The sequence below is a fragment of the Larkinella punicea genome (genome assembly GCF_003334855.1).
In the GTDB taxonomy this organism is placed as follows: Bacteria; Bacteroidota; Bacteroidia; order Cytophagales; family Spirosomataceae; genus Larkinella; species Larkinella punicea.
The window spans coordinates 98,907-119,170 of sequence record NZ_QOWE01000027.1; the positions used below are offsets into that span (position 1 = coordinate 98,907).

General features: G+C 53.6%; 12 protein-coding genes. All 12 read right to left on the reverse strand.

All coding sequences use genetic code 11. From position 1 onward, the window contains the following. Positions 1-146: 146 nt before the first annotated feature. Complete coding sequence (locus DUE52_RS26835; protein WP_114409166.1) at positions 147-1,583, reverse strand: RagB/SusD family nutrient uptake outer membrane protein; 1,437 nt, start codon at positions 1,581-1,583, stop codon at positions 147-149. Between the two features lie 107 nt (positions 1,584-1,690). Then, positions 1,691-4,996 carry a SusC/RagA family TonB-linked outer membrane protein gene (locus tag DUE52_RS26840; RefSeq protein ID WP_114409167.1) on the reverse strand — a complete coding sequence of 1,102 codons (3,306 nt, stop codon included), beginning with the start codon at positions 4,994-4,996 and terminating at the stop codon, positions 1,691-1,693. Between the two features lie 236 nt (positions 4,997-5,232). Continuing rightward, on the reverse strand, positions 5,233-6,261 hold the full coding sequence (locus tag DUE52_RS26845; RefSeq protein WP_114409168.1) for a FecR family protein: 1,029 nt from the start codon (positions 6,259-6,261) through the stop codon (positions 5,233-5,235). A 687-nt stretch (positions 6,262-6,948) separates the two neighbouring features. After that, complete coding sequence (locus tag DUE52_RS26850; protein ID WP_114409169.1) at positions 6,949-7,527, reverse strand: RNA polymerase sigma-70 factor; 579 nt, start codon at positions 7,525-7,527, stop codon at positions 6,949-6,951. Between the two features lie 123 nt (positions 7,528-7,650). Further along, complete coding sequence (locus DUE52_RS26855) at positions 7,651-9,009, reverse strand: hypothetical protein (RefSeq protein ID WP_114409170.1); 1,359 nt, start codon at positions 9,007-9,009, stop codon at positions 7,651-7,653. 7 nt (positions 9,010-9,016) lie between these two features. Then, complete coding sequence (locus tag DUE52_RS26860) at positions 9,017-10,342, reverse strand: hypothetical protein (protein ID WP_114409171.1); 1,326 nt, start codon at positions 10,340-10,342, stop codon at positions 9,017-9,019. Continuing rightward, positions 10,339-11,835, reverse strand: a complete 1,497-nt coding sequence (locus DUE52_RS26865; protein WP_114409172.1) for a RagB/SusD family nutrient uptake outer membrane protein — start codon at positions 11,833-11,835, stop codon at positions 10,339-10,341. Before DUE52_RS26865 ends, DUE52_RS26860 begins: the two co-directional genes overlap by 4 nt. Positions 11,836-11,855: 20 nt before the next feature. Beyond that, positions 11,856-15,299, reverse strand: a complete 3,444-nt coding sequence (locus tag DUE52_RS26870; protein WP_229312324.1) for a SusC/RagA family TonB-linked outer membrane protein — start codon at positions 15,297-15,299, stop codon at positions 11,856-11,858. Between the two features lie 24 nt (positions 15,300-15,323). Beyond that, positions 15,324-16,331 carry a FecR family protein gene (locus tag DUE52_RS26875; RefSeq protein WP_114409173.1) on the reverse strand — a complete coding sequence of 336 codons (1,008 nt, stop codon included), beginning with the start codon at positions 16,329-16,331 and terminating at the stop codon, positions 15,324-15,326. Positions 16,332-16,430: 99 nt separating this feature from the next. Next, complete coding sequence (locus tag DUE52_RS26880) at positions 16,431-17,123, reverse strand: RNA polymerase sigma-70 factor (protein WP_229312325.1); 693 nt, start codon at positions 17,121-17,123, stop codon at positions 16,431-16,433. Positions 17,124-17,352: 229 nt separating this feature from the next. Further along, positions 17,353-18,753 (reverse strand): sialate O-acetylesterase, encoded by a 1,401-nt coding sequence (locus DUE52_RS26885; RefSeq protein ID WP_114409174.1) that lies wholly within the window; start codon positions 18,751-18,753, stop codon positions 17,353-17,355. Next, positions 18,753-20,183, reverse strand: coding sequence for an FAD-dependent oxidoreductase (locus DUE52_RS26890; RefSeq protein WP_229312326.1), 1,431 nt, complete (start codon positions 20,181-20,183; stop codon positions 18,753-18,755). The genes DUE52_RS26885 and DUE52_RS26890 overlap by 1 nt, the downstream gene beginning before the upstream one ends. Positions 20,184-20,264 lie beyond the last annotated feature (81 nt).

Consider the following 20,264-nt stretch of genomic DNA (forward strand, 5'->3'; position numbering starts at 1 on the left):
TACCCAAAGGCACGCGGGTTTTACCACTTACTTCTTCTACAAACATTCGTCCGCTACGCGGCCAGGAATCCCATAGTGCGCGTTCGAATTTACCTAAATCGATACCAATCAGACTCAATGATAAACACTAAACCGCATACCCATTTTTAATACCCCGGATTCTGGTCCGTCGCCGGGTTCAGGGCTTTGTTGTAATTCATTTCCGAAACCGGGATGGGCCACAGGAGGTGTTTGTCGGCGACAACTTTGCCTTTGGCCGCCAGAATCACGGCTTTGGCGGTTCCGGTTCGTTTGAGGTCCAGCCAGCGTTTTCCTTCCAGTTGAAATTCGTAACTCCGCTCCTTTAAAACCAGATCAACGAACGTCGCAGCGTTGTAATCGGCCAGTTTGAAATCCACCGCCGACGCCACGGCGGGGGCTTTGCCAAACGCCCGGCGATGCACCTGATTCAGGGCTTCCATCCCGGCGGCTGTGGGGCCGTTCCCGGCTTTGGCCGAAGCTTCAGCATAGATCAGCAACACGTCCGAATAGCCGTAAACCGGGTCATCATTCCCCGCGCCGTTTTGTCCCACGGCGGCCTGATCGATAAACTTCGAACTCACGAGCGTGTTGGCCCCCAGACCGAAGTTGATCAAATCCCACATGCTTTTGCGAAGATCACCGGCATCCCACGATTTGTAATATGTGCTGTTCACATCGACGTAAATCACATACGCACCACCGAAGTTGAATAATTTCGTATCCGGGTGGTTGCTGATCCAGAGCATATAATTTCCCTGGCCAACCTGACGGGTGTATTTCAGGTAAAAAATTTCCTCCGACGTCGACACCAGATCCGGCCCGAACACCTTGGTTTGAAAGTCATTTTTGGTCGCCACCGGCACCAGCGAAAACAGGTTGGATTTCATCACCTCTTCGGCTTTATCGCGGGCTTCGGCGAATTTTCCCAGTTGCAGATTGACATCCGCCAGCAGGGTTTTGGCAGCCCATTTCGTCGGTCGGCCCACCTGAGCCGGTTTTTCGGGCAGGTTGGTTTCAGCCTCTTTCAAATCGGCCAGAATCAGGGCATACACCTCATCGGCGGTGCTTCGTTTCAGGTTGATATCGGTCATGTTGCTTTCCGTCCGAATCGGAACGCCCCCCCAGTTTCGCACCAGTTGGAAGTAATTAAACGCCCGCAGAAACTTCGCTTCGGCGACGTACCGATCCACATCGGCTTTGCTGATGGATGTGCCGGTGGGCGCATTTTTAATCACCAGATTCGCGTTCCGAATGCTGAGGTAGAACGAGTTCCAGAAACCGGACACCCGCGAAATGTTGGCGTCGTTGAAGCCCTGAAACTCGTGCAAAGGTGCCCAGCTTCCCCGACCGGAGGCATAGTCGGCCTGGCATTCGAGCGTGGCTTCGTAGTTCGAGTACATGGTGCTGCGCAGGGGCGAAAAAATGGCATTCACCGCCGTTTCAACATCGCTGGCCGTGTTAAAAAACGTTTCGACCACAATGGATTTCGGGGCTTCCACCAGCGCGTCTTCGCAAGCCGTCAGAAGCAGGGGTATTGAGAGGAGAAGGAGTATCTTTTTCATAGTAGTTTCAATTTTGAATGATAGAATGAGTGAATGATAGAATAAATCCATAAGCTTCTTTCTTCTATTTTTATCATTCACTCATTCTATCATTCACTCATTCAAAATTAAAACCCAACCCGCACGCCGACGGTGACGGATTTGGAGGATGGATAACTGTTGAAATCAAAGCCCTGGTTGGTTGAGTTGGCTCCGCCGTTGGAGTTCACTTCGGGGTCCCACCACGAGTAGTTGGTCAGTGTCAGCAAGTTCTGGCCGCTGGCATACAATTGCGCATTCCGAATCCAGTTGACGCCCCAGGTTTGCACCGGCAGGTTGTAGGCCAGTTGAATGGTCTTCAGCCGCAGGTAGGAGCCGTCTTCGATGTACCGGTTCGACACACTCGTCCGGCTGGAATTGCTGATGATCGGGTATTTCGCGTTCGGATTGGTGGGCGACCAGTGGTTGTAAAAAACCTCCTTCGGCATGTTGAGGCCAAAACCGTAGTCCATCGTGTTGACAATCGAGCTGGCGTTGAACAGATCGTTGCCCTGAACGCCTTGCAGGAAAATGGTCAGATCGAAATTTTTGTAGCTCATGGCCGAATTCACGCCAAACGTAAACGTGGGATTCGGATCGCCGATGTAGGTTTTATCCTTGATGCTGATGGCCCCGTCGCCGTCGAGATCCTTGAACTTGATTTTGCCTTTGTCGTCATACCCCTCTTCGACATAGCCCCAATACCGCCCGATGGGCTGGCCTTCGCGCAGGATGTTCGTCACGTCGTTAATGGCAACGACACTAACGGTTCCGCCCAGAATGTCCTCGCCCCCCTGCAACTTCACCACTTTGTTGCGGTTCAGGGAGAGGTTGGCATTCAGATCCCACCTGAAAGCGCCGGTAAAGACCCGGGCATCAACACCCAGTTCGAAGCCTTTATTCTGAACCTGTCCCACGTTCTGAATCGTGCTGGTAAAGCCCAGCGACGACGGCAGAACGACGGTATTGAGCAGATCACGGGTATTTTTGATGTAGTAATCGAGCGTAAACGTCACCCGGTTTTTCAGAATTCCCAGATCGATTCCAACGTCTTTCTGTTCCGTCGTCTCCCATTTCAGATTGCCGGGCAGGCGCGTACCGGGTGCAAACGTGTTGTATAACGCATTGTCATACACGGTTTTGCCCGACGAAAGCTGGTTCAGCGTTGCATACGCCCCAATGGCCTGGCTGCCCGTCAACCCCCAGCTTGCGCGGAATTTCAGGTCCGAGATCACGGTATTTTCTTTCAGGAAATCCTCATTGGAGACGCGCCAGGCAAAAGCCGCCGACGGAAAAGCGCCCCACTTGTTGCCGTCGCTGTATTTCGAAGAACCGTCGCGCCGAAAGCTGGCCGTTACCAAATATTTTCCATCGAAGTTGTAATTGACGCGCGCCAGATACGAGAGCAAAACCGACTTGGAATACCCGGAGTTGAGAATGCCCGGCGTGATGGAAGCACTCAGGTCATAAGTACCGAAGATGTCGCTCAGAAAACCGTTACCGCTCCCGGACAGTGACGTACTCACAAAATCCTGGTAGGTAAAACCGGCAACGGCCGACACCGAATGTTTTTGAAAGCTTTTGGTGTAGCTGATCGTATTTTCGCTCAACAGGCTGGTAATTTGATTGGTGCTGACACCGGCGACACCCGCCGAGTTCACAAAATTGCGGGTGCGATAGGAGTCGGTGCGGTCATCGCGGTTTTCAATACCGCCCGCAATCTTGATGGTCAGATCGGGAATGGGGCGAAAAATCAAGGCCGCATTCACCAGCGCCAGATTCGCCTTGATCTGGTCGGATTGTTCGTTGATAAAATTCAGCGGATTGATTAAATCCGTCGCCACAAACGGATATGAAGTGGCCAACACGCGATACGTGCCGTCATCTTTGTAGGGTGTCAGCGTCGGCGGGGCCGAAATCGCCCCCGAAATCATCGAGTTCCCCCGGCTCCCTCCCCCACTGTCTTTGCGCCCCGTGTTCAGGCGGGTCAGCGTGCTGGAGAGGTTGACACTGAACTTCTTACTGATTTCGTGATTCACATTCGCCCGCAGTGAATACCGTTTGTAATCACTGCCTTTGACAATACCGGCCTGGTTGAACACACTCCCCGACACCGAAAACTGGGTTTTCTCATTTCCTCCGCTGATGTTCAGCGCCGAGGTGGTCATGGGCGCTTTCTGGAACACCAGATCCTGCCAGTCGAACCCCTCGCCAAAACCGTCGATCTGCGCCTGTGTGAAGTAAGGGGATAATTTATCGTTGAGGGCCTGTTCGTTGTAGAACGTCGCGTATTCTTTCGCGTTCATCAGATCCAGTTTTTTGATCAGCTTCTGGCTGGTGTAACTGGTCTCGAAATCGACGTTGGTTTTGCCGGTTTTGCCACGTTTGGTCGTGATGATCACGACGCCGTTGGCACCCCGCGAACCGTAAATGGCCGTGGCCGAGGCATCTTTCAGAATCTCGATGCTTTCAATATCCGAATTGTTGAGGGCCGTCGGATTGCTGCCCGAAATCGGGAAACCATCCACGACATACAGCGGTTCGTTGCTGCCCTGAATGGAGTTGGTACCCCGAATCCGAACGCTGACACCGGCTCCGGGCGCACCGGTATTTTGCAAAACCTGCACCCCAGCCGCCCGGCCCGACAAGGCCTGCAACACATTGCTGTTTGGAAAAGCGTTCAGTTCCTTGGATTTGACCTGCGATAACGAACCGGTTAGATCGCTTTTTTTGACGGTTCCGTAGCCCACCACCACCACTTCCTCCAGGCTTTTGGTATCGACTTTCAGATCAACCGCCAGATCCGTGCGGTTTCCAATCGCCACTTCCTGGCTCAAATAGCCCACGAACGAAAAAACCAGTGTCGTTGCATTGTCCGGCACATTCAGTTTAAAGCGACCGTCGGCATCGGTGCTGGTGCCGCGCGTCGTGTTTTTGACCACCACACTCACACCCGGCAAGCCTTCGCCTTTTTCGTCCGTCACTTTTCCGGTAATCGCCCGGTCGAGCGGTTTTTCGGTTTCGAGTTGGGTACTTTTCGGTGAAATCCCGGGATTGATGGCGGGCGAAACCGGCGGTTTGCTGAGCAAAATCTGCTTCCGGCCCACGACTTCATACGACACGGCGGCATTGCGGAAAAGCTGATCCAGAACGGAAGATAATGGCTGGCTGGTGACGTTGAGCGACACCCGGCGGTCGGCCTGAATCTGTTGTGGGATGTACGAAAATGTCACCTTCGCCACCTTTTCGATTCGGGATAAAACCACACTAATTTCCTTATTCTCAATCGACAGCGTAACGGGTTGTTCCAGCAGCGCCTGCGCGCTGACGGTTTTGGCGTAGGTCACCCCCACGACCAGAAACGTACAAATCAGTTGGGTAAACGTGATACGCATAAGGGTAAGGACGAATGCGTGAGAGATTCGAGGTAATTTCATACCTTTGGATGTTTTTGTTTGAGGATTTAGGCAAAGACAAAGAAGCCCTGCACATCTGAAAAGATGCGTCGGAACACGATCCGGCGGCTGGGGCTTGATCCGGTCGGTGATGCTTGGACCCATCGCCGACCTTCTTTTTTTGAGTTGCGTTAGAATTACATCATACCTTTCGGGTTAAGTGTGAAACGGTTTGGTTACTGGCAACCCGGCCCGGAAATGACGATCTGGGCGTCGATCACCTTGTAGCTGGCTCCCAGCAGTTTACAAATGATGTTTAGTTTGTCGTACAGGTCTTCCTGTTCCAGAGAAGTAGTAATGAAGCAGTTACTCATCACCTCCTCGTCGTACACCACATCGACACCGTACGTTTTTTCAATGGCAGTCATCAGCACCGAGATCGGCGTGTTCTGAAACGTGAAGGTGGGGAGTTCGGCTTTCTGAACCAGCACAACCGGCTTTTCCACCAGCGTTTTCACCAGCCGGTGTTCCAGATCCAGGTAGGTTACCTGCTGGTTGGGCGTCAGGACCACGCCAATGGTTTCGGGGTCGGATTTGGTTTTGGCCACCGTCGCCAGCGTGGGGGAATACACCGACACGCGCCCCGTCCGTACCGAAACCGTAATGTTCCGGTTGGCCGCATTGGCTTTGATGCGAAAGCTGGTTCCTAATACTTTGGTAATCAAATCATTTGAATACACCAGAAACGGTTGGTGCGGATTTTTCTGAACCTCAAAAAATGCCTCGCCTGTCAGAGTAACTTCCCGGTTCTGGCCGGTGAACGTGGCCGGATATCGGATTTTGCTGCCGGGTTCCAGGGTTACTACACTCTTGTCACTCAGGGTGATCCGCTCGGGAAGGGCCGAGGTGTTGGTCTTCTCAAGAAAGGCCGGTTTTGCATCCGAAATTTCGAACGGTTGTGTCGGTACGCTAGTCGTTTTCCAAATCTGAAAATACCAGCCGAGTCCCATCAATACCGCCAAAACTGCAGCGGCTGCCCAGTAAGGCCGGAAATGGATCTCCTTTACCGGTTTGTTTCTCAGCGTACGCTGGCTCAGATCCTGCCAGTTTCGGGCCAGAAGTTGTTTTTTTTCATCAGCCGTGGCCGGCAATTCCACCTCCGCATCCAGCGACGCAAACCACTGGTCGATCAGTTCCCGCTCTTCGTCGGAGCAGTCGCCGTTCAGGTATTTGGCCAGCAATTCCTGGTATTTTGCGCTATCCATCGGGCTGAGTGGTTCGTTCAAAAGGCATAGACGAATACCACCGGAAAATCCCTAAGGTCAAACGCGATTTTTTTGAGATTTTTTCTTTTGACACCCATAAAAGCGATTGGGGTCCCTACAAAATGATTCATCCCTACGGAACGGATGGCGCAACCACATCCACACAAAATCAAAAAATCCCATAGAGATGGACCATTTTGTAGGAACAAGGATAAAATGAACCGTCCCTATGGGACTCATTCATTTACAAACGAACGCCTTTGCTACAAAATGAACCATCCCTACGGGACGGATGGCGCAACCACATTCACACAAAATCAAAACAATCCCGTAGGGATGCCCCGTTTTGTAGAAACCACATCCACAGGAAAATCAAACAATCCCGTAGGGATGCCCCGTTTTGTAGAAACCACATCCACAGGAAAAACCAAACAATCCCGTAGGGATGGCCCATTTTGTTAGGAACAAGGATGAAATGAACCGTCCCTACGGGACTCATTCATTTACAAACGAACGCCTTTGCTACAAAATGAACCATCCCTACGGGACGGATGACGCAACCACATTCACACAAACCCAAAAAAAATCCCGTAGGGATGACCCGTTTTGTAGAAACCGCACCCGCAAAAAACCAAAAACAATCCCGTAGGGATGGTTCATTTTGTAGCAGGACCGACGTTTTGGGATTTAGGGGCAAAGGAAAAACACCACCCAAACCGCGACGAAATCGCGCAGGTTCTGGCGGAGAAAGGACGTGGAACGGGAAAGGTGGTATTCGATGGCTTTTTCGGACAGTTCCAGCCGCTGGGCAATTTCACGGATTGACAGTTGTTCAAACCGCCGAAGGATGAAGACCTCGCGGGTTTTCTCGGGAAGCTGCGCCAGCGTATTCTGAATGGCTTCCGTCAGATCGTTCAGTTGGACGGTTTCGGTGGTTGTAAACGTTTCGACCGGAAAAAACAACCGGAGTTGATCGAGATAGTGTTCTTCCAGAATGTTCCGGCGGATGTAATCCACCATCAGGTTTTTGAGCGTAATGCCCAGAAAAGCCGGCAAATTCAGAATTTTGAGCGAATCCCGTTTCTGCCAGAGCATCACAAATAGCTCCTGCGCCAGTTCTTCGGCTACTTCTTTCCGCCGGAGTTTGCGGTGGGCCACGACGTACATTTTATACCAATACCGCTCATACAACGCTCTGAAAGCCTGCTCATCATCGTTTCGGAGCAGGTCTAACAATTCGGTATCGGTGAGTTTCTGGTAAGGCATTCACACAGAGATTTATTATCAAAATTGTAACAAATCTCCAAATATTTCAAAATGTAGCGGGTTTTTAATTTTTCAAGACCAGTTCTTTTTCCACGGAAACCCGCTAAACCTTTTTCATAACTACTAGAAAACCTGATTCAGCTTCGCTTCGTAATAGGCCGGGATGACTACAAAAAACCGCGACGTGTACAGTCGCTGCCAATCGTAATGCATCAGCGCACTTTTCAATTGCGGTTTATAACACTCGATTAACGCCTTATTGCCGGACAAAAGCACCACCCAACAGGCAAACAGCGGTTCGCGCATGTGCTTGTCTTCATAGCCACGGGCCGGTGACAGCTTATTCCACTCCCGAACCTGCTTGAGCGCTACGTCGAGCGTCGTAGCAATGTCGGGCTGCGGTTTCCACAGATTATTCAAAAACCGCCAGTTTTCGGTAAACACCAGGTCGTGGGCGTTGTCAAAGTTTTTATACCTCGACAAATGCAGGGCGGCCCGTTCGGCTCCCGCTGTCAGGCCGTTCCGGAATTTTTCGCGCCGTTCGGGGTTGTCTTCCAGTTCGACCAACGCCTTCAGCATGGCCTGTGAAATTCCGGTAATCCAGAATTCATTTTCGGTTTTGTTGCCTTTTTCCAGATTAACGGTTTCGTACGGAAGGCCAGCCGAACACAATGCCAGCCGGTTCATCGAATCGCCTTCGGGAATCTCGTTCAACCGCTGGTGGTAGCCGTCCAGCCAGTGTTTGTTCTTCGTCACATCGTACAGCGCCCGGTAAATAAACACCAGCCGCACCGAAATCCGGCAGCCTTTGTCGGTCAGATTGCCGCGAAAACCGTAGCCAGCCCGGTCACACGGTAGTTGCCAGTTTGTTTTTTCCAGGGCCTTGCCCACCGATTCCATCAGATTGATCAGGCGTTTCTGTTCGGCCTGATCGGGAATGCCGCTTTTGATATACCGCCATAAACCGTAGAACCACGGCCCGGTCTGGTCGTCGGAACCGGCGACGTGGTGGCTCTTTCCATCGGTCGAAATGCCCCGCGCAATGAAACCGGGGACACGCCCGACGGTGGCCAGCAAAACCAGGCCATCGGCTACCTTGCGGGCTGCCAAAGCATCCTCTTTTTTACGGCTCAATTTCCAGCGATTGCAAAGGCCATCCAGGTAAATCCCGTTGAAAAATGCCCCGTTTTCGATGGGCGACCACCACGACAGCCCATTCGGTTTATCCGACTGACATTCTTCCGGGGTTGGAATAAAATTGTTTCCATCGCGACTGGCGTAATCGTACAGAATCCCGGTTTGCGGACTCATAAACCGCTTTTCAATTTCCTGACCCGCCCGTTCGATCTGCTGCCGGAGCGAATCATCGGACGGCAAAACCGACTGGTTCTGGGCACAGGCGGGGAGAAAAAGCAGGAAGCCAATAACCGACAAACCCGTCGTAAAACCCACTTGAAAAGACTGGATACACTTTTTCATCATAAACCGTTTACGGATGCTGAAGACGAAACCAGACGGCTTCGGCGGGGAAAAACTGGGAATAATAGAGCCGGTCAGGCCGAAAATGAGCCAGGGCACCCCGGATTTCGGCCCGATGCTGTTCCACCAGCTTCCGGTCGGGGGCCATCGTGACAATCCACGCCATCCAGAGCGGTTCGCGGACAAAGCCCAGCTCCTGATTTCGGCGCGGAGACAACTTCACCAGCTCATTCAACTCCGTTTGAGAAACGTCCAGCGCGTCCTGTTCGCTGCGTTGCGGTTTCCACCACTGGTTCAAAACCCGCCAGTCGTGCAGAAAGGTTTTCTGATCGTTGTGATCGAATTGACGCCATAGACTGATCCCGCTGGCAGCACTGCGCGCACTGGCATTCAGCCCGTCTTCATACGCTTTTCGCAGAACCGGGTCTTTCTCCATTTCCCAAAGCGCCCGCACATCCACGGTGCTCGACACGCCCGTCCAGCGAAATTGCTTGGGAACGTCGAATTTCATGCCGTCCGCACAAATCTGGAGTCGGCTGCGTTTGGCCTCACCGCCCACTTCGCGGGCCGCTTTCTGATAGAGCTGGTCCCATTTGGCATCGCCGGTCAACTGATGCATCGCTTTCAGGATGAACAACAAGCGGGGGGCACCCTCCCAATTGAAGCTGGCAAACGAGTTCCGAAACCGCGCCGGAGAATACGACATGGTCGGCAACCGCCAGTGGTTCGCCAGTAACGCGTTGGCGACTTCCGCCATTTTGGCAATGATCTGCCGCCGTTCAGGCGGGTCGGGCATACCGGTATCGAGGTAACGCCAAAGTCCGTAAAACCAGGGCGACGTCTGATCGTTCGAGCCCATCGCCGGGGGCGTTTTGCCATCCGTCGCTACTCCACGTCCGATAAAACCGGGGGTGTCGCCAATTGAAGCCAGGAACAAAAGACCCTGCGCCAGTCGCTTCGCCTTTTGCCGGTCGTCTTCATTCCGTCGGTGCATCCAACGCTGGCAAATGCCGTCCAGATACAAGCCATTAAACATCGAACCGTTTTCAGTCGGCGTCCACCAGCCCAGCGCGTTGGGTTTGTTTTCCCGAAACTCGGCCGCCGTCGGACGATCAAAGTGGCCGTTGAAATCCGCAAAATCGATCAGAATGGCATGTTCGTCGATAAACCGTCGCCAGATTTCCTGGTGCGCTTTTTCAACGTTCAGGCTATCGTTCGCTTCCAGTTGGCGGTTTTCTACTTCGGAAACCGTAACAGTTTTTAGCTGAAACGAACTGAATACCAGCAGGATCAATCCCGTAAAGCTTAAAACCGTTTTTTGCCGGAATTGCCTCATTTCCAGTCCGGGTTTTGTTCCAGTTTGGGATTCGCCCGGATTTCATCCAGCGGAATCGGGTAATACCGGTGTTTCGGCTGGGGGGCGCGGGTTGGATACACTTCGTTGACCGCTTTCGGAATCACCGTCAGAAACGTATTGGTGCGGGTCAGGTCGTACCAGCGGTCGCCTTCGGCGAAAAACTCCCAGCTCCGTTCCTGCAAAACCGCCCGGATAAAATCATCTTTGCTCAGCCCAGGCTGGAGATTGGCCAGCCCCGCCCGGTTTCGAATCGCGTTGATGTACTGGTAGGCCGTTGCCGTCGGGCCGTTCAGCCGGGCTTCCGCTTCCGACGCAATCAGGTACAAATCCGCCAGCCGCAGCATCGGTACGTTATTTCGTCCTTTTGCGCCGACTGAGTTTCGATCCATGTATTTTTTGATCAGCACGCCTTTCACGGTATAGGGCGTAATTTCCTTCTGCGGAACCACTTTCCCCGCGACACTGACGAAGCTGGTGTCCAGTAATTGCCGCCGTTTGTCGGTGGGGCTAAACGAATCGAAAAACGCCTGGAAGGCAAAAATGGAGCCGAACGTCGTGTTTCCGTAATCCCGGCTGGCGCTGTTGGCGGGTCCGCAGAATCCCATCAACGTCGTGCCGCGCGCCCGGGTGGCGTTATCGCCTTCAAAAGCAAACATGTTTTCCTGCCGGGCCGCATCCTCTTTTTCGACGTCGAACACATCCAGTACATTCGGCATCAACGTGTATTTTCCGGAATTAATGACCTCGATTGATTTTGTTTTGGCGGTTGTCCAGTCTTCAGCGTACAATGCCGCTTTGGCATACAGCCCGATGGCGACTTCTTTGGAAGCCCGCCCTTTGATCGTGGAAGCCACATACGATGGCAGTCTGGCAATGGCATCCTCCAGGTCCTTGAAAATCTGTTTATAGACCTCGGCTTTGGGACTTTTCGCCACCAGCGCGTCCGATTCACTCTGGCTGGGTGAGGTCCGGATGACGACGTCTCCGAAGTTTTTCGTCAATGTAAAATGATAGAACGCCCGCAGGAACAGCGCTTCGCCCACAATGGCATTCCGGCGGTTGGTTTCCATCCCGATGGCTGGCACCCGGTCGATCACCCAGTTGGCGTTCTCGATGCCTTTGTAACAAAACTGCCATAAACCGTAGGGGCTTTCGGCGGTCCGGCCAAAGCTTTTCGGCCCCGAATAGTCAGTATCGTAGCTGTAGACGGCAAAGACATTGCGCCCCACCACCGGTTTCACCCAGAGCTGGTCACCGGCAAAATCACCGGCAAAAACTATGGGTGCCTGGTCGAACAGGTCGTTGATCGACCCGTAAGCCGCTGTTAAAGCCGCTTCGGCATCCTGCGCACTTTTGTAAAAATTGGTCGTGATGACCGACGAATACACGGTTTCGTCTAATTCCTGGCAGGCACTGGAGCAGAAGCCCGCCAAAACCGCCACCAGAATGGATGTTGAAAAAGATCGTTTCATGAAAGTCAGGGAGTTTAGGATCAAAATGTACACTGAAGACCCACTACGTACGATTTGGCCGCCGGGTACGTACCGTTGTCGTAAAACAGCGCGTTGGCACTCCCGTAGTTATTGGATTCGGGGTCCCATCCCTGGTATTTGGTCAGCGTAAAAAGGTTGTTTCCAGCCACATACACCCGAATACCTTTGGTGAATTTGACGCGGGGAAGGTTGTAGGCCAGCGTTAAGTTCTTGACCCGGATGTACGAATTGTCTTCCACCCAGCGATCGCCCACCGGCAGGTTCGTGCCCTGCGCCGGTTTGACGTACTCGTTGTTGGGATTGGTGGCCGACCAGCGGTTGGCCGTCCCCTCCAGCAGGTTGACCTGACCGGATGGCGTTTCGAACGTAAAGCGGAACCCGTTGAACAGCCGACTTCCCTGCACGCCCTGCACAAAACCGCTCAGTTCAAAATTCCTGTATTTCACCAGCGTGGAAAACCCGAAAAAGTACTTGGGCTGCGCATTGCCGACGATCACCTGATCGTCCGTGCTGATTCTGCCATCGCCGTTGACATCCTTGATTTTAAAGCCGCCCGTCCGCGCGTCGTAACCGGGGAGAAAGGTTTCGCCGGTCTGGTTGATGCCGTCCAGCATATACGTCCGGTAGATGCCCAGCGGTTGCCCGACTTTCAAAATGGAATAACTCGACAGCGCAATTTCGTTCTGAATACCGTCCAGCGCCAGCACCTTGTTTTTGTTGAAGGTGATGTTTCCCGAGGCTTCCCACTTGACCGCGCCCGTCAGAATCTTGCCACTCAGAGCCAGTTCCAGCCCCTTGTTCTGAATCGAACCGTAGTTTCCCGTGATCGTCGTGTAGCCCGACGACATCGGCAAGGCTTTGGTAAAGAGCAGGTTATCGGTCCGTTTGTGGTAATAATCAGCGACGACAGTCAGCCGGTTATTGAGAAAAGACACATCCAGCCCAATGTCGAGTTGTGTCGCTTGTTCCCACTTCAAATCCGGGTTCGCAATCCCGCTCGGGTTGATACCGGTTTGGGTTATATTGTTGAAATTGTAGTTGTAACCCTGCCCGCTCACCGTCGCCAGCGACTGGTACGGCCCGATGGCCCCCGCGTTTCCGGTGACGCCGTAACTCGCCCGGAGTTTGAGGTCGCTGACGAATTTGACGGGCTTCATAAATTCTTCCTCGATGATCCGCCAGGCCGCCGACACCGCCGGAAAAAAACCGTATTTGTTGTTCGCGCCAAATTTGCTGGAGCCATCCACCCGACCCGTCAGATCCAGAAAATACCGGTCTTTAAACCCGTATCCCACCCGCCCCAGCCACGAGCTCAGGCTGCTTTTATTCCGGAAGCTCGACAGCGCATATACCGTGGCATTGGCCGTCGACCAGTTTTCGGTGAAGTCGTTCCCGAAACCGGATGCCGTCTGGTTATTATTCTGCAAAATATCCGATTGCGTCGCGTACACCACGGTCGCATTGAGCGTATGGTATTGACCGAACTGGGTTTTGTAGGTTAGGATGCTTTCGTGCAGCAAGGTTCGGGCGTAGCTGCTGTTGTTACTGGCCGACCCGTTCACGGCGTTGGGATTATTCAGCGAAATCGAGTCGACAATGGAGCGGGGCGAATACTGTTCCTGCAAACTATTTGACAGATCGGCGTTGAGGCTGGCGCGGTAAGTCAGTCCTTTGAGGAGCATCACTTCGAGGTACAGATTCCCCAGAAACCGGTTCCCGCTGGTATAATTTTTCTTCGCCAGTTCGCCCATCGGATTGACGGTTTCCCGGTAGCGTCCATTGAACTGATCGGCAAAGGAATACACGCTGCCGTCCGGTCGGAAAGGGCGCAAGGTGGGCGGAGCCGCCACGGCCCGGCCCAGAATCCCTTCGCGCGCGCTCGTCACATTTACGCCAGTTCCGCCCGCATTCACCCGGTTTTCGCCCGTTGCGGTATAATACAGACTGGTACCGACCTTCACCCGCTCACTGATCCGGTGGTCGATGTTGGCCCGGAGCGCATACCGTTCGTAATCCGTCTTTTTGATGATGCCTTCCTGGCTAAAATAATTTGCACCGAGCGCAATCTGGGTTTTGTTCGTGCCGGTGTTCACCGAGAGCTGGTGGTTCTGAATCATCGCCTGGCGAAAAATCAAATCCAGGTAATTGGTTCCGGCCCCCACCGCATCCGGATTGGGATAGACGACCGTGGGGCTGTAGGTGGCATTTTCCAACTGGGCAAACTGCGTCGCATTCAGAATGCCCAGTTTCCGGGTGGTTTCCTGCTGACCGATGTAGCCGTCGTACGAAACGTTCGTCACCCCATCTTTGCCGCGTTTGGTCGTGATCAACACCACGCCGTTGGCCGCTCTGGCCCCGTAAATGGCGGTTGCAGCCGCGTCTTTCAGCACTTCTACCGATTCAATGTCCGAGGGATTGATCTGGGAAAGCGGATTAGCCGCATTGACGCCCGACGAAGCCGAAATCTGAATGCCGTCGATCACATACAGCGGTTCCGACGTTCCGTTGATGGAGTTCGTCCCCCGGATGCGCACGCTGATGTTGCCTCCGGGCGTTCCCGAATTTTGCCGCATGTCCAGCCCGCTCACGCGCCCCTGAAGCCCCTGCGCCAGATTGGCCACCGGCGTCGCTTTCAATTCCTCGGCTTTGACGGAGGCAATGGCTCCGGTCAGCGAGCTTTTGGTTCGGGTGCCGTAGCCGACAACGACCACTTCGCCCAACGCCTTGGTATCGGGAGCCAGCCGGACGTCGATAAGCGTACGGTTTCCGACCGCAACTTCCTGATTTAGATACCCGACGAAGGAAAAAATCAAAATCACATCGCCGGTTGGAATGCTGAGTTTAAACTTTCCGTCGGCATCCGTCGTGGTTCCCCGCGTCGTGTTTTTGATAACAATGCTGACGCCCGGCAGCCCTTCACCGGTTTCGCTGGTGACGGTTCCGCCAATCGTCTGATCGCTTACATTTTTCGCCGGACCGGACGCCACCAGATCCTGAACCGGCGGAATCGTGGCCGTCAAGGGGGCAGAAAAACCGGGGGTGGTTTCATTCACGCGGTGCAGCACTTCCGGCGAGTCGGCATTCCGGCGATCCTGTTTTTTGTCGAGAATTAAGTAAGCGCCATTCTGCGCTTTTTTGTAATACAAACCGGTCGCATTCAACAGTTTGTCCAGATTAAACTCCAGCTTCCGGTTATAATTCAGCCGCCCCGCCGGAACGGTAACGCCTTCCAGCAAACCGCCCTCGAACAAGATATCTACGCCGTAGTGGTTTTTCAAATCCTTCAGCACGTCACGCAGTTTGCGAACTTCCGGATTGCTTTCCTGCCGGGCAGTGGGTTGCTGGGCGCGGGCCAATGTCTGCGCCCGGTTTGGGAAGCTCATCAGGGAAAACAAGGCAAATAGACAGCCGCCCCAGAGCGTTTTTCGTAAGGGTCTTTTCATGGCAACAAAAGGATTTAGGAATGGTTAGTGGTCTTCGACAAACCGGACGGTGTCGTCGTGCCGGACAACCCGGATGCCAAAAACTTCGGAAATGATATCGAGCAAATCGTCTACATTGTCGGCGCGGAACGATCCCACCAACGTGCGCCGGGCAAGCTGGTCACTGCTGATTTCTACCTGCAAGCCGTAATTTTCCGTGAGCATATCGCCAAACTCACGCAGGGACATGTCTTCAAAAACGAAGCGTTTTTCCGTAAAAGCCGTGAATTTTTCGGGCTCCACCTGACTCCGCAGTTGCAGTTGGTTCTGTCGGCTAAATGTCGCCAGATCACCCGGTTTCAGCATCACCTGCCGGCGTTGGCGGTTTTCGGTGTAGCTCAGTTCCACTTTTCCCCGGCGAAGCATCACCTTGCCACCCCGCGTCCGGGAATAGACGGTGAACTCGGTTCCGAGAACGGTTACGTTGAAATCACCCCGGGTTTTCACCAGAAACTTCTGATGCCCAGCCTGGTGCGTAACCGAAAAGAAGGCTTCTCCGAACAGAACGACCTCGCGGGTTTCGGCTCCGAACCCAAACCGGGGCACCTGCAATTCGGAATTGGCATTCAGCGTCACCTTGCTGCCATCCGACAGCGTCAGCGAGCGGGTTTGGCCGAAATCCGTCCGGTAAGTCTGGTAATAAATTCGGTTTCGGCCCAGCCAGCCCGCAAAAACCAGCCCGATCAAGACGGCTGCGGCTGCCAGCCAGCGGATTGAAAACCGGGATTTCCGACTGATATCAGGCAAGGTTTCCACGCTGCTGACGGAAGCCATCGACGGATGGTTCTGCATGTGTTGCACATACCGCTCCAGGGCCTGGTCCAGTTCCGGCGCATACGGTGGTGCCTGGCGTTCCCAGTCCACCAGCCACTGGTAGAACGATTCCTGGTTGGTTTCGTCGTGCAGCCACTGTTCGATCTGCCGCTTCTGCAAGGGGGTGGTCTTCCCGGCAAAATGCGCGAACACCAGTTCTTTCGTAATCATCGGATTCATGGTTTGGCTCGTCGGAAGCGGTTGTTGTTTTGACGCCGTTTCTAGCTAGACAAAAAGGACGGGATCTACACGTAGTCGAAGTGTCGAAAAAGATGAATTTCAGATCGGCCAGTCAGTCATGCCGGCCAGCAAAACCATCCACATCCAACTGTCTTTCAAACCGGTTCGCAAAGTTGCCAGGGCTTTTCCAATGTGCGTTTCCACGGTACGGATCGACAGGTGGAGTTCGTCGGCGATTTCCCGGTTTTTCTTCCCCTCAAACCGGTTCATGATGAACACTTTCTGGCATTGCGGGGGCAAGGTTCCCACCAGTTCGTCCACTTTCCGGTACAATTCCTCGAATTGCATCATGCGTTCGGGTGCATCGGAGGACGCCGATTCCTGCTGCAGGGCCGACTCAAGCGGATCGCTTTTTTTCAGCTCATTCATCAGGTAATTGTAGGCCCGGTTGCGAACCGAACGGAACAGATACGCCCGGTAGGAATGCTGTACCTGACTGAATGCCTGGGTATTCCAGAAGTTGTAGAAAATGTCGGCCACCAGATCTTCCGCTATCTCGCGGGAATATACAAACCGGGTGGCATGCGTACACATCGGTTTGTAATACAGCCGAAAAAGCAATTCGCAGCCTTTTTTCGGATCGGTTCCGAACGTCCGGCGAATGAACAATTCGGAATCCAGCGTGGTCACCGGTTCGGCCCCATCCGACTCGCCGGGCAGGTTTGCCATCGATTCACTGCCGTCTTTCCGACCGGTGTTTTCCGAAGATTCTTGCGTAAAAGCAGTCCGCATACACGACGATTTAAACTTCTGATTCCCGAGGTTTTTAGTCTCTTTGGAATAAAGACAAATTCAAAGCCGAATATACGTAGTGGGTGTTGGGATTTTTTTAGAAAAAGTTTAGCAAAAAAAGGAAGAAAAGAAAAGGGAATGAAAAATGTAAAATGATAAACGCCAAATGTAAAAGTGCAAGTGCAAGCTGGGGACACTTTTACATTTGGCGTTCATCATTTATAATTCATCATTCCTTTTTAACCAGCCCCAGATCCCAATCATCTGTCCGAAACGGAATGACCGGCAGGCCTTCTGTGCTGAATAACGTGGGTTCGGGCGCATCCCGAAATGCAAACCGGACAGCGACGGGATTCTCGACGCTATCGGCCCAAACTTCAACGGTGTTGTGTTTAATCCGGGCCCGTGCTTTCCTGAAAACTTGATCGGCCCCGGCGATTTCAAATTCCGTCAGCACCCCGGTTCTGGCAATCAGGCCGTTTGGCGCATGGTCGAAAGTCAGCCAAATATGGTTTCCGTCGATGCGCAGGGAACGGTATTGTGGACTTTTGTACGAATCAATTTTCTGATGATAGGTGTCAGCCAACGCCCAATTAGCCAGCCGACTCCCGACTTCTTTTTTATAAGCCGGATGAATATCGTCCAGATTATCGACCAGATCGGTCGTCACCACCATGCCGGTTTTCGGAATAGCCATCGCCCTCGTCTGATTTTCCCGAACCAAGGCCGTTTCAAACTTTCCGCCGTAGCGATACGGAGCCAGTTGAACGTAATAAAACGGAAAATCGGTCTGCCATGCGCCCCGCCAACTTTCCACGAGCAAACGCGTCAATTGGTAATAGGCCGGCGCATAATGCCGGTTCGACTCCCCCTGGTACCAGATCACCCCGGCAATGGCGAAAGGCGTAATGGGCGCGACCATGCCGTTGAACAAAACGCCCGGAACGTTCGGTGCCCAGGGCGTTTTGACCATCGTCCGCCCCGAATGGCGGGTTTCGGGATACAGATTGATGAGTGATTCGGGCAGCCAGGTATCCATTTTGGAACCGCCCCACGACATATCGATCAGGCCAATCGGAACGCCAAGTTCGGCTTGCAGTTTCTTCCCAAAAAAGTATCCGACGGCGCTGAACCGCTTCATACTGACCGAATCACAAATCGACCAGTTTCCGCCTACGTCGTTCTGGGGCGAAGCGGCTGCCCGTCGGTTCATCTTAAAAAACCGCAAATTGGGGTTGTGGGCCGTCGGCAATTCAGCCTGCGCATCCTTTACCCCTCCGGCCGCAGTCAACGCCATGTTCGACTGCCCCGAACACAGCCAGACTTCGCCAATCAGAATATTGGACAGCAAAACCGTATTGTTTCCCTGAATCGTAATGGAATACGGCCCACCGCTTTTGGGCGTTCGCAGGCGAATTTTCCAGGTCGCATCGGCAGCACCGGTGACGCTCACCGTCCGGTTATCCCAACTGGCGGTGACGGTTACTTTTTCGGTCGGATTCGCCCAGCCCCAGAGGGCCACATCGGTTTCCTGTTGCAACACCATGTCCGACGCCAGAATCGAGGGCAAAACAACGTCGGCATAAGCCCTGGAAAGGAGCAAAAACCACAACAGCAGGGCGGTTTTCATCAACTCCGCATCCCGAGTTTGGTCAACACCGCCACGGCTTCGCTCCACTGCACCTCGTGGGGCAATCGCTTGCTTTTGGCGGCCAGGGCGGCCACCACCCCGGCGGCTTCGCCCATTGCCACGGCATTGCCGGTAACGCGGTAGCTGGCGTGGGCCGTAAAATCACCGCTGATGCAGCGACCGGCCATCATCAGCCCGTCGACATCCTTGGCAATCAGCGCCCGCAACGGAATGTCATAGGGGATCATTTTAATACCGCCCCGCGAGATGGTTTCTGTCTCATTGGTTTTTCGGTCGGACGCGTGAATATCGACGCCGAACGTGGGCCGAACGACGGCATCCTGGTGCCGGGCACCCATCGCCAGATCCTCCTTGGTAACCGTATACCGACCGTGAATCCGGCGACCATCCCGAATGCCGATCTGCTCGGGGGTTGCCACAATCTGAATCCCTTCCCACGGCCCACCGAGTTTGTTCAGTCCTCGGACAATGCTGTACACCTCCGCCCGCGCCCGCACGGTGGCTTCGGTAATTTCATCGGCATCGAACGCCTTGATGTTGTACTCGTGATTGACCATCACCATCACCAGATTATCGCGAATCAGGAACAGCGTGGGCATCCCGTAGGAAGGCGTAATGCCGGCGCGGTTGATCTCTTTCATAAATTCCTTCGTCGCTTTCACGTGCCAGTCCATGTTGGCTTTGCCGTTGTCGTCCTGGTAAAACGAAATGTACGGTTTCAGTGCAGCGGCATCTTTCACCACCGCCAATGTATTGAGAGTCAGCGGCTGACACGGACAAGTATCACCGCCTTTGCCGATTTCCCAGCTATTGCCGGCCTGAGCGCCCAGATCACCGTCGCCGGTGGCATCGATAAACACTTTCGCCTTCCAGGCCTGCCGCCCCGATTTCGATTCGGTGATGACGGTCGTCACCTGGTTTTTGTCTTTGTAAGCGGCCGCCACGCGGGTATGCAGCAGAAATTTTACGCCCGCTTCGGCGCACATTTCTTCGAGCAGCACCTTCATGTCGTCCGGCGCATAGACAAACTGATCCGGAACCTTGTTGCGCCGGGCGTCGCGTTCGTCGAGTTTTTTAATGATCTCTTTCGTCAGACCCGGTTTGTTGAAATCGAAGATATAAGTCAGCAGCCCCGCCGTCCAGACGCCACCCAGACAGCCGTGGATTTCGAGTAACTGCGTTCGGGCACCGGCGCGGGCGGCTGTGATGGCGGCTGCAATCCCGGCTGGCCCGCCCCCGCAAACGATCACATCGACATCGCCTTTGATGGGCAGATCGCGGGAAGGCTCCGAAAATTTGGTCGCGTCTTTTGGTTCGGCAGCAGCCCCTTCGGCCAAACCAAGACCGGAAAGAGCGGTGGTGCCCAGGGCCGCAGACCGCAGGAATTTCCGGCGGTTCAGGTTAAACATAGAGGATATTTCAGTATTGATAGGGTTAGAATCCATGTCTTGCTTCTGATTGAATGATTAAAATATTTTTTCCTATTTCAC

Excerpts from the sequence above, each read along its gene's own strand:
- DUE52_RS26835 (WP_114409166.1), bottom strand. The coding sequence starts at position 1,583 with ATGAAAAAGATACTCCTTCTCCTCTCAATACCCCTGCTTCTGACGGCT.
- DUE52_RS26840 (WP_114409167.1), bottom strand. The coding sequence starts at position 4,996 with ATGCGTATCACGTTTACCCAACTGATTTGTACGTTTCTGGTCGTGGGG.
- DUE52_RS26845 (WP_114409168.1), bottom strand. The coding sequence starts at position 6,261 with ATGGATAGCGCAAAATACCAGGAATTGCTGGCCAAATACCTGAACGGC.
- DUE52_RS26850 (WP_114409169.1), bottom strand. The coding sequence starts at position 7,527 with ATGCCTTACCAGAAACTCACCGATACCGAATTGTTAGACCTGCTCCGA.
- DUE52_RS26855 (WP_114409170.1), bottom strand. The coding sequence starts at position 9,009 with ATGATGAAAAAGTGTATCCAGTCTTTTCAAGTGGGTTTTACGACGGGT.
- DUE52_RS26860 (WP_114409171.1), bottom strand. The coding sequence starts at position 10,342 with ATGAGGCAATTCCGGCAAAAAACGGTTTTAAGCTTTACGGGATTGATC.
- DUE52_RS26865 (WP_114409172.1), bottom strand. The coding sequence starts at position 11,835 with ATGAAACGATCTTTTTCAACATCCATTCTGGTGGCGGTTTTGGCGGGC.
- DUE52_RS26870 (WP_229312324.1), bottom strand. The coding sequence starts at position 15,299 with ATGAAAAGACCCTTACGAAAAACGCTCTGGGGCGGCTGTCTATTTGCC.
- DUE52_RS26875 (WP_114409173.1), bottom strand. The coding sequence starts at position 16,331 with ATGAATCCGATGATTACGAAAGAACTGGTGTTCGCGCATTTTGCCGGG.
- DUE52_RS26880 (WP_229312325.1), bottom strand. The coding sequence starts at position 17,123 with ATGCGGACTGCTTTTACGCAAGAATCTTCGGAAAACACCGGTCGGAAA.
- DUE52_RS26885 (WP_114409174.1), bottom strand. The coding sequence starts at position 18,753 with ATGAAAACCGCCCTGCTGTTGTGGTTTTTGCTCCTTTCCAGGGCTTAT.
- DUE52_RS26890 (WP_229312326.1), bottom strand. The coding sequence starts at position 20,183 with ATGTTTAACCTGAACCGCCGGAAATTCCTGCGGTCTGCGGCCCTGGGC.